Origin of the sequence: Dietzia sp. B44 (assembly GCF_014145245.1) — a bacterium.
In the GTDB taxonomy this organism is placed as follows: domain Bacteria; phylum Actinomycetota; class Actinomycetes; order Mycobacteriales; family Mycobacteriaceae; genus Dietzia; species Dietzia natronolimnaea.
This window is the reverse complement of the sequence record NZ_JAALEF010000165.1, coordinates 1-9292: the sequence shown is the minus strand read 5'-3', so window position 1 is coordinate 9292 and position 9292 is coordinate 1. Positions and strand designations below refer to the sequence as shown.

The 9292-nt window shown below is 69.2% G+C and carries 10 protein-coding genes and 1 pseudogene; 5 read left to right on the top strand and 6 right to left on the bottom strand.

Annotated features, from left to right (window positions below; all coding sequences use genetic code 11):
* Nucleotides 1-336 (top strand): annotated as a pseudogene (locus G6017_RS06455) (ATP-binding protein); the annotation flags it as partial.
* A complete protein-coding gene (gene bluB, locus G6017_RS06450; protein ID WP_241731401.1) occupies nt 333-1007 on the top strand; it encodes a 5,6-dimethylbenzimidazole synthase in 675 nt (224 codons plus the stop codon). The pseudogene G6017_RS06455 and the gene bluB, both read left to right, overlap by 4 nt.
* A gap of 359 nt (nt 1008-1366) precedes the next feature.
* On the opposite strand, the gene G6017_RS06445 is transcribed toward bluB, so the two are convergent.
* Together G6017_RS06445 and G6017_RS06440 are read right to left on the bottom strand one after the other, a co-directional pair.
* Nucleotides 1367-2272 (bottom strand): alpha/beta hydrolase, encoded by a 906-nt coding sequence (locus G6017_RS06445; protein ID WP_182616532.1) that lies wholly within the window; start codon nt 2270-2272, stop codon nt 1367-1369.
* Between the two features lie 131 nt (nt 2273-2403).
* Complete coding sequence (locus G6017_RS06440; protein WP_182616530.1) at nt 2404-3036, bottom strand: Type 1 glutamine amidotransferase-like domain-containing protein; 633 nt, start codon at nt 3034-3036, stop codon at nt 2404-2406.
* 175 nt (nt 3037-3211) lie between these two features.
* Here G6017_RS06440 and G6017_RS06435 point away from each other — a divergent pair, with 175 nt between their 5' ends.
* From G6017_RS06435 to G6017_RS06425, 3 genes are read left to right on the top strand one after another with little or no spacing between them, the layout of a single operon-like run.
* On the top strand, nt 3212-3898 hold the full coding sequence (locus G6017_RS06435) for a hypothetical protein (RefSeq protein ID WP_182616529.1): 687 nt from the start codon (nt 3212-3214) through the stop codon (nt 3896-3898).
* Entirely contained in the window at nt 3891-4940 is a 1050-nt protein-coding gene (locus G6017_RS06430) for an isopenicillin N synthase family dioxygenase (RefSeq protein WP_182616527.1), read from the top strand. The genes G6017_RS06435 and G6017_RS06430 overlap by 8 nt, the downstream gene beginning before the upstream one ends.
* Nucleotides 4941-4990: 50 nt before the next feature.
* Complete coding sequence (locus G6017_RS06425; RefSeq protein ID WP_241730573.1) at nt 4991-6427, top strand: sodium:solute symporter family transporter; 1437 nt, start codon at nt 4991-4993, stop codon at nt 6425-6427.
* A gap of 31 nt (nt 6428-6458) precedes the next feature.
* Here G6017_RS06425 and G6017_RS06420 read toward each other — a convergent pair whose 3' ends face one another.
* The 4 genes from G6017_RS06420 to G6017_RS06405 all read right to left on the bottom strand — a co-directional run.
* Nucleotides 6459-7139 (bottom strand): TetR family transcriptional regulator, encoded by a 681-nt coding sequence (locus G6017_RS06420; RefSeq protein WP_182616524.1) that lies wholly within the window; start codon nt 7137-7139, stop codon nt 6459-6461.
* 212 nt (nt 7140-7351) lie between these two features.
* Complete coding sequence (locus tag G6017_RS06415) at nt 7352-7738, bottom strand: hypothetical protein (protein WP_182616522.1); 387 nt, start codon at nt 7736-7738, stop codon at nt 7352-7354.
* Nucleotides 7738-8367, bottom strand: coding sequence for a nucleotidyltransferase family protein (locus tag G6017_RS06410; protein ID WP_182616520.1), 630 nt, complete (start codon nt 8365-8367; stop codon nt 7738-7740). Before G6017_RS06410 ends, G6017_RS06415 begins: the two co-directional genes overlap by 1 nt.
* 145 nt (nt 8368-8512) lie before the next feature.
* Nucleotides 8513-9292 (bottom strand): efflux permease Rv1217c-related protein (locus G6017_RS06405; RefSeq protein WP_182616519.1); only part of this gene is annotated, 780 nt, incomplete at its 5' end.

Below are 9292 nucleotides of genomic sequence, written 5' to 3'. Positions count from 1 at the left end.
CTGTCCGACCGGCTCAAGCCCTGGGAGGTCATCTCCCGTCGTCTCGACGCGATAGCCGCCGCGGACCTGGTCCTGGCGGTCTACAACCCCGCCTCGCGCTCGCGCACCCGCCAGGTCGCCGACGCCCGCGACGTCCTCCTCCGGCATCGCGACCCGGCCACCCCCGTGGTGGTGGGCCGCGACGTGGGCCGGGCCGAGGAGTCCCTGACCATCACCACTCTCGCCGAGCTCGACTGCGACTCGGTGGACATGAAGTGCCTGCTCATCGTGGGCGCGTCCGGGACCCGCGTCACCGAGTCGGGGCGGGTGTGGAGTCCGCGGTTCGTGCGGTCATGACCGGCGCTCCACGGGGTGAGAGAAACGACGACGACGACGGCGACGAAGGCGGAGGCGGAGGCGGTGCTCCCGACCGCGAGGCGCTGTGGCGGATCCTCGCCACCCGCCGCGACCACCGGCACTTCCACCCCACCCCGGTGCCGCGCGAGACCATCGAGCGACTCCTCGAGGTCTTCGCGGTGGCCCCGAGTGTCGGGCTGAGCCAGCCCTGGCACGTCACCGTGATCGAGGACCGCGGCGTGCGCGAGGCCGTCCACGAGGGATTCCGCACCGTGCGCCGCGCGGAATCCGAGCGATTCGACGGCCGGCGACGCGCGCTCTACGACTCCCTGCGCCTCGAGGGCATCCTCCAGGCACCGGTCGGGCTGGTCGTCAGCCACAGGCCGCCCGCCGGGCCGGTCCTGGGGACCACGAGCGTCCCGGCGGCCACCGAGTACAGCGTGGTCGCCGCCATCACCCTGCTGTGGCTGGCCGTGACGGCCGAGGGCCTGGGCATGGGCTGGGTGAGCCTCGTCGACCCCGACCACCTCTCCGACAGCGTGCCCGTGCCCGACGGGGCCCGGCCCCTGGCGTACCTGTGTCTGGGACACCCCGCCCTCGAGCTGGACGAGCCGTTGTTGCAGACCGTCGGGTGGGGACGCAGGTCGCCGCTGTCGGTCGACTGGGTGTAGATCCGGGGCCGCGTGAGAACGCGGTTGCGGACCGAGTCGCTCAGAATCCGTACCTGACCGCCCGCGCGGCAGTGTGCGACCTCGGTCGCGGGCCCGTTCGGCAACGTACTCAAGCTGCGACCACCGTTGCCCTTCACCCGCTCGGACATCCCGTGGGCCGCGGACGCCCTCGACCAGTCACTCCGGGTCCTCACTGCGAGGAGGTGAACCCCTGAACCTCGACCGGTGTCGTCCTGGTGGTGATCGATCCGTCTCCCAGCTGCCCGTTCCAGTCATGTGGTGATCAGTGGGCCGGGTCGCCGGCGGCGTCACATCCGGGGTACAGCGTGGCCGGATTGTCGGACTGAGTCACGACCCCGTCACTCGCCGAAGGCCTGCCGTAGTGCATCGCACTGCGCCCGGAAGAAGTCCTTACTGACCCCGGCGCGCGTGACGACCAGGTCGAAACCGTGGAACGCGCCCGGAACCGGGAGGAACTCGCAGGGCACTCCGGCTCGCTCCAGACGATCCGCGTACGCCTTGTCCTCCTCGAAGAACAGATCCACCGTGCCGACGCCGATCCACGCCGGAGCGACCCCGGCCAGATCAGGGTGGCGGGCCGGAGAGGCCGTGGACGGGTCGGCCCCGCCCAGGTAGCTCGTCCAGCCGAACCGATTCGATCGTGCGTCCCACAGTCGGTGTCGCCGGTCGCGGGTGTCGGTCCGGTCGTCCACCATCGGGTACGCGAGCAGTTGCAGCACCGGGGCGACGGGGCCCTCATCCCGGGCCCGGATCGCGAGCGCGGCTGCGAGCCCACCGCCGGCGCTCGCGCCGCCGACGGCGATCCGGCGGGTGTCGATACCGGGTTGAGCGGCCAGCCATCCGAGTGCCGCGTGACAGTCGTCGAGCGCCGCCGGGAATGGGTGTTGCGGCGCCAGTCGATAGTCGACCGACACGACGGTCGCACCGGTGCTCCGCGCCAGAGCCCGGCAGAGCACGTCATCCTGCGCCGCAGAACCGACGACGTATCCACCGCCGTGGATCCATACAAGGCCTGCCGAGGGCGACGACTGATCACCTGGGGGTCGGAAGACCCGCACCGTCGCGCCCGAGTCGAGTTCGTGGGTCTCCGTTCCCCGTAGTCCTGGCAGCAGTGTCCCGATCTTCTTCACCGCCGGCAGGGTTAGCGGTCCCACGAGGCGCGGGGGCAGCACCACTGACGCGAGGCGGAGATCGGGGTGATACCGGCGGCGATCGCGGATGCGATCGAGAAACGGGATGCGCATGGTCGTCCTCTGTGGGGAGAGATCCCCGTGGGGTCGTGGAAGTCGGATCGGCGGTCGGGCGCAGTGCCCAACGAGCCATGAGCGATCGTAGCCACTACCGGTGTCGAGAACCTGTCACTTTCGGACCCAGGTCAGTGCGAACTGATCAGGCGTGCCGTCTCGTTCTCGACGAGCAACGCCTGATCATCGTTCACCAGTGTCAGCGGGTAGGTGCTCCCGTAGGTCTCCACGAGCCGTGCGATGAGTTCGGGCGGGTAGGGCGGGAGCGCGCCGTCCGCGTGGGGGATCACCACGGTGTCGACCAGACCGAATCCGGCGTGGTCGGTGAGTTCGGGGGCGGCGGTGGGGTCGTCCATCAGGCTGACCGGTTCGATGCTGGGTCCGGTGATGACCGATCCCGCACTCGACCCGATGTAGGGCAGCCCCGCCCGTACCCGCTCGACGAGGACCGCATCCGCACCGCGTCGGCGCAGTGCCGCCATGAGCACGAAGGTGTTGCCGCCCGCGACGTACAGGGCGTCGACACCGTCGAGGAGGCCGGCGAACTCGCCCGCGTCGTCGATGCCGGCAACGGTGATGTCGGTCAACACGTAACCCAGGTCCGAGAGCTGCGCGCGCTCCGCGGCGACGAACCCGGCTCCCGCGTAGGGGCTCGCGGCGTCGTTCAGGTACCCGATGCGCACAGCGGGTGCGGGCCGGTTGACGTGCTCGGCGAGGAAGTCGGGGACGGCGCCCACGCCGAGGGACAGCAGGAGCAGGTTCATGACGCCACTCTACGAGGGAAGGCGCGCGCCACGAGGTGCGCAGCCCACATCGGCCCGGCCAGCCCCCGGACTCCGACGGTCGCCCAATTTCTCATCCCTTGACGCCCACGTAACAGCGGCGCAACGCAGCGCCGTTTGACTAATTCCGTTCGAGTGATCGATTTAGAGGAGTTCCATGGAACCCGCCCTGCGCCCCGCTCCCGCGGTCTACCGGCGTCGCCTGTTCCACTCCCGCGACGCCACCCCCGACCAGTGCTCCGACGTCGTCTGGATCCAGGGGAACCGACTGTTCTGCGACGCGAGGTTCTCCACCGACGACTCGGGCGCGAGGGACTTCCACATGGGTTTCGCCGGCCGACTCCAGTGCACGGACGCCGCCATCGGCGAATTCGAGTGGGTCCATGCCATCGCCGCCGGAGAGGCCTTCGGGTCCGCCGATATCGGGCAACTCTTCGACGTGCCGGGGTGGGGACTGCTGGAGGTGGGCCGACAGCTCGACTACGTCGAGCTGTGGGAGCAGCGCCCCGACGAGCCCGGACCGGTGTGGGAGGCCAGGGGGGTCGATGACCACGGCACCGAGGCGCTGGTCGTCTGCGTCGGCGACAGCTTCGGTCTCGCGCTGGGCGCTGATCCCGCGGGGGGCCGGCCGTCGTCGGTGCACATCGGTTCACGGACCGCTCAGGGCTGGCTCGCGCGGTACTCGTCGTGGTCGGGGCCCGAGCCTCCCCTCTTCTCCCTGTCCCCTCACTCCGACGGCCGCTTCGTCATCTCCTGGCGGGCCGGCGAGCACTCCGGTCCACCCGTGTCCTTCGACCCGATCCACCCGACCCGCGCGACCCACTCAGGAGCCGAGAATGACTGACCCCCACCGACCCAGCGTCGACTTCGAGTCGATCCCGGTCATCGATGTGTCCACGCTCGCCGATCCCCGCGGGCCCTCAGCGGAGTGCGTCGACCGACTCGGCGAGGCCGCCCGAGGCGTCGGCTTCCTCCTCATCGTCAACCACGGCGTGGCCGATGAGACGTTCCGCGCGATGCACGAGGCCGCACAGCGCTTCTTCGCCCAGCCCGACTCCGTCAAGCGGGAGGTGTACATCGGCGACTCCACCAACCACCGCGGATACGTCCCCATCGGGGAGGAGGTGTTCGCCGGCGCCACCCCGGACCTCAAGGAGGCCTACGACCTGTCCATCGACCTGCCGGCCGACCACCCGGAGTATCTGGCCGGCAACCCCCTGCTCGGGCCGAACCAGTGGCCCGACCTGCCGGGGTTCCGGGAGGCGGTGACGACCTATTACGACGAGGTGTTCGCACTCGGGTCGCGGCTCCTCGCGGCGTTCGCCCGGTACCTCGACCTCGACCCCGCCACGTTCCTCGGATCGGTGACCCAGCCGCCCTCGCAGCTGCGGCTGATCCATTACCCGTACAACCCCGACGCCGAGGACCGCCCCGGGATCGGAGCGCACACCGACTACGAGGCGTTGACACTGCTCAAGCCCACCGCTCCCGGGCTGGAGGTGATGAACGGCCGGGGAGAGTGGATCGAGGTCCCGTACCGCGAGGACGCGATCGTCGTGAACATCGGGGACCTGCTGGAGGTGTGGACCAACGGCGCGTTCGTCGCCACGTCCCACCGGGTCAGGAAGATCTCGAGGGAACGGTATTCGTACCCGCTGTTCTTCACCGTCGACTACGACACGATGGTCGCTCCCCTGACGTTCCCCGGTTCGAACGACTCCACCTACGAGCCGCTGCACGCCGGCGAGCACCTGTTCGCCCAGACCGCGCAGAGTTTCGCCTACCTGAGGCGACGGATCGCGGACGGTGATCTCGCACTCCCGGAGGGCGCGCGTCCCCTGTACTCGCTGGGTCGCGAGACCTCCCTGGTGGGTGAGTCGCGATGATCAGTGTCGCTATCGGAGCAACTGTCGTTCTACTCGTCATCCTGGGTCTGATGTCCTCCACCAGGGTGAGAGGACAGAACCGCAACTTCGCGGTCGCGGGGCGGACGCTGACCGTGCCCCTCGTCGCCGTCCTCCTGATGTCCCAGGTCGTCGACTCCAATGCAACCGTCGGCGCGGCGGACCTCGCGGGCGGATTCGGATTCTGGGCGGGTGCCGCACTGCCGCTGGGTCTTGCCGCATCCTTCCTGCTGATGGGGCTTTTCGTTGCCGAGAAGGTGCGGGAGCGGGAGCTGTACTCGCTGCCCGAATACTTCCGGCAGACGTTCGGACGGACCGGGGAGATCCTGACGGCCGTCCTGACGGTGACCAGCTTCGGAATCCTCATGGCGGGCAACCTCGTCGCGCTGGGTCACATGATGGACCACTTCATCGGAGTGCCCTACTGGGCGGCGATCGTGTTCGTCACCCTGGCGATACTCGCCTACACGATGGTCGGCGGGATGTTCGCGTCGGTGTATACGGGCCTGTTCCTCATGGGTGTCATGGCGGTCGGGTTCGTCGGGCTGACAGCCTGGATGTTCATGGGCCCCGGATACGCGGCGCCGGAGGGGCTCGGCATCTCGGATCTCGAGCAGTTGACGGCACCCGCCGCGGGCGCGGCCATCAACTGGGCGACGTTCTTCGCCCTGGGCTTCGGCAACCTGGTGGCCATCGACCTCATCCAGCGCGTGTCCTCCGCGAAGACGGCCCGGGGGGCCAGGTCGGCGAGCCTGATCGCCGCCGCCGGAACCGTGGTCCTGTGCGTCCCGCTGGCCGCGGTCGCCGTGGCCGGGGCGGGGTTGCTCGGGGACAGCGACTCCGAGTCGCCGATCCTCTTCCAGCTCCTCACCGATCAGGTGCCCGTTCCGATCGCGATGCTGGTCATCGCTGCCCTGCTGGCCGCCTCGCTCACCACGGTCAGCGGAATCCTCCTCGCGACATCGTCCATCGTGGTCGGAACCGTCATCGACACGCGGAAGCTGCGCCTGAACGTGCTCCAGGCTTCTCGTTGGTCGATGGTCCCCGTCGCCGTCATCGGCGTGATCGTGGCACTCCGGGTGAACCACACCGGGATCCTCCTGACCCTGACCTTCGACCTGCTGTGCGCCAGTATCGTGGCGCCGTTCGTCCTGTCGCTGTGGACACGGTTAGTCAGCACGAGGGCACTGGTGATCTCCGCCGCGCTGGGACTGGGGGTCCGGCTCGGGTTCTTCGTCCTCACACCGACGATCTACGGCGTGGAGAACACCCTGCTGTACATCCCGAACGAGGTGGTCACCACGAGCGTCGACGGCTGGACCACGTTCCTCGCCGCGGCCGTGTCACTCGTGGTCTACGTGGCGGTGGCCGCCGCCGACACCCGGGCCGACACGCGGAAGGCCACGCCGGCACCCGCGGTCGACGAGTCGGTACCGGACCGGGGAGTCGAGGTCCCCGCGAGGGCCTAGCCTCGCCCGAGGGCGTCCGTCGCGAGCGGCGTCACCCGACAGACCCCGGGCCCGGGGAGTCGGGATCTCCGAGAATCTCGAGTCCCCGGGCCCGCGTCTCGTCGGTAAGGAGCTCGGGGACCCGTGCCAGCGTCAGCGTCGCATCGGCGACCCGGGCCGGGGTGTCGTCCGGGATCGGCGACCGTGTCCGGCGCCGGTAGGTGATGACGTTCTCCACCAGGCCGACGAGCATCGCCACGTCGACGTCAGTGGCGGCTTCGCCCGTGGTGCGTTCGAGCAGGACCCGGTAGGCCTCGTGCAGTGAATCCCGGACCTCGTGGAACTCGCTGAACTGGTCGCCGTCGAGCTCCGGATCGAAGTACAGAACCCCCAGGTTCTGCGGGTCCTCGTGCAGCAACCCCGCATCCGCGTACGCCAGCGCCCACAACAGGACGTGCCCCGGGGCGTCTGTGGTCAACAGCCAGTCGGCGATCCGATGGGACGGGAGCACTGTGCCGAGCACCAGCCGGAGCAGAATCTCGTCCTTCGACCCGAACCAGTGATAGACGCTGGCCTGCTGCAACCCCGCACCCTCCGCGATGGCCCGGGTGCTGGTCCGGCCGAAGCCTCTGGTGACGAACAGCTCGCCCGCGGCGTGCAGGATGTCCTGCTCGCTGCCGAGTCCGGTCGGCGACCCGGGGTTGCGGCGCGGCCGGCCACGAGTCTTGGTCACCTCGCAGAGGCTATCAACGCCCGGCCGGGGCACACTCCTCTGGTCGTCGACGACAGAGCGCGCGCGGTGGCCCACGAATCTCGGCTGACGGGGGTGACCGCGGGATCCACCGTGCAGCGGAAGATATGTCCGATACCCCACAGAGGTCGCTCGGGCGCAGGTTCCGCACCCCGGACTGGCGACGACGCCGTTCGCAATCAGCGAACTGGGAACTACCCGCGGGCGGCCACTGCTTGCTTGGCGGCCTCGACCAAATGATCCGCCGCGCGGCTCATCTTCTTCAACTCCCCATCGGTCAGGTCCTGATGCGTGTAGGCAGCCTTGTTCTTCAGGTTGAGCAGGGTGTTCAAGTGCCGTTCAGATCCGCTGTCGGCCTTCTTCAGCAGGGCGACCGCCTCGCTGTGGTTGCCGGTGTTGGAATGCACGCCGAGGCGCACGCAGCAGATGACATCCGAGGCGGCAATGCCCGCGTTGACGTACAGGTCCCCGGCGGCGTTGGGCATCTCTTCCCCGAGATGAACCGCGGCGTCGAGAAACTCGGATGCCTTGGACATGCGCCCCGCGGCGACTACCGCATCGCAGTTCCGCTGCCCCGCCATCACGACCTCCTTGCCGAGCGCAGCTGCGAGACGAACCAGGCCCGTTTCCCCGCGACGGTCAGGCCCTGCTTCGACACGTCATCGAGGAGGGGCTCACTTGCGTCGGCCGCAGCGCGGAACTCGTCTTCGGCGAACTCGACGATCCGGCCGTCATTGCCGGTCCACGCGGTAACTAGCCGGGCGAGTTCAGTCACCCGCTGCTCCCAGACGCCGTTCTCGTTGTCGATCGCGCGCACCAGGAACAAGTCGATGTCGCTCCCCAGCGTCATGTGCCCCGTCGCCGCCGACCCGAACACCGCGCCGTACCGCAGCGTCGTCCCCCACTCGCCCAGGTGCTTTTCGAGGCGGTCCAGGAACGTGGAGTTCAGCCGTGACAGATCTATGATCGGTTTGGTCGCGAGGTGCTCGGTGTTGAGGCGGTAGGTGTGGGTCCGGCCCACTTCGTCGTGGAGCACCACGCCCTGTGCAGTGAGGCGGTTGAGGACCTTGCGGATGCCCTCCCCTGACGCGGTGGAGAGGATCCGCTGGACCTGGCTGACCGTGAATGTGACGTCCGCGCTCGCCAGGACCGCCAGCACGTCGCCGTCCAGGGTCGGCGTCACCGTGGCGAACGGCTTGTTCAGCTGCATGGCCCACGCACCTCCTCCAACTAAAGTTAGAGTATCACAACTATAGTTGGAGTCGCCGGATGGCGTCGTGGTGGTGGTTACCGTCGAACCCGATCGGGGAACCCAGTGTTCGTCACAGACACCCCTACCGCCCTGCGCCGTGCCCTCAGCCCGAGACCTGCCGACGCCTGAACCCCACCAGACCCGCGGCCACGAGCGCGCCGGCCGTCACGAGGACCAGCAGGAACGGTGCCGGGGCGAACTCCTCCACCGGGACCGCGGCGAGATGGTGCAGCGGCGAGAGCGACCGGAGCCACCCGGGGAAGTCCAACAGGTCGGCGAAGTTGGCCACCAGGAACATCAGCGCGACCACCGCCCAGCCGACGGGCGCGGTCAACCGGGGAACCCAGCCGTAGAACACCCCGCAGACCCCCAGCACCAGCAGGACCGCCGGGGTGGCGCCGAGGTGCGAGCCGATCACCCCACCGACGAGCGAGGTGTCTCCGGTGACCACGGCAGCGGCGAGCGCCGTGCAGATCCCGGTCACCGCCAGGATGAGCACCGCGCCACAGGCCACCACGGCGAGGTGGGCGCCCACCCACGAGATCCGGCTGACGGGCGTGGCCAGGATCAGGTCGGCGCGGCCCCTGCCCTCCTCGTCGCGGAGGGACTGCGTCGCGTAGACCACGTACGCGGCGGTGAGGACGGCGACGAACGACCCGAGGAAGGCCACGTAACCGTTGACCAGACCCTGGGCACCGAACATGTCCTGCATCGCCTGCGGCATGTCCCCGCTCGCGCTGAGCATGGCGTCGGTGAACGCGCCGTTGACCGTTCCCAGGACGATGATGGCGGCGCCCCACCCGAGCAGGGCACCGCGCTGGAGCCGGGCGGCCAGGCCCACCGGCCGTCCGAGGAACCGGCCGGCGTGGGCGGGGCCCGGGCG

What these genes read in the sequence shown, in the direction of transcription:
- bluB (WP_241731401.1), top strand. Translation starts at nt 333, where the DNA reads ATGACCGGCGCTCCACGGGGTGAGAGAAACGACGACGACGACGGCGAC.
- G6017_RS06445 (WP_182616532.1), bottom strand. Translation starts at nt 2,272, where the DNA reads ATGCGCATCCCGTTTCTCGATCGCATCCGCGATCGCCGCCGGTATCAC.
- G6017_RS06440 (WP_182616530.1), bottom strand. Translation starts at nt 3,036, where the DNA reads ATGAACCTGCTCCTGCTGTCCCTCGGCGTGGGCGCCGTCCCCGACTTC.
- G6017_RS06435 (WP_182616529.1), top strand. Translation starts at nt 3,212, where the DNA reads ATGGAACCCGCCCTGCGCCCCGCTCCCGCGGTCTACCGGCGTCGCCTG.
- G6017_RS06430 (WP_182616527.1), top strand. Translation starts at nt 3,891, where the DNA reads ATGACTGACCCCCACCGACCCAGCGTCGACTTCGAGTCGATCCCGGTC.
- G6017_RS06425 (WP_241730573.1), top strand. Translation starts at nt 4,991, where the DNA reads ATGTCCTCCACCAGGGTGAGAGGACAGAACCGCAACTTCGCGGTCGCG.
- G6017_RS06415 (WP_182616522.1), bottom strand. Translation starts at nt 7,738, where the DNA reads ATGGCGGGGCAGCGGAACTGCGATGCGGTAGTCGCCGCGGGGCGCATG.
- G6017_RS06410 (WP_182616520.1), bottom strand. Translation starts at nt 8,367, where the DNA reads ATGCAGCTGAACAAGCCGTTCGCCACGGTGACGCCGACCCTGGACGGC.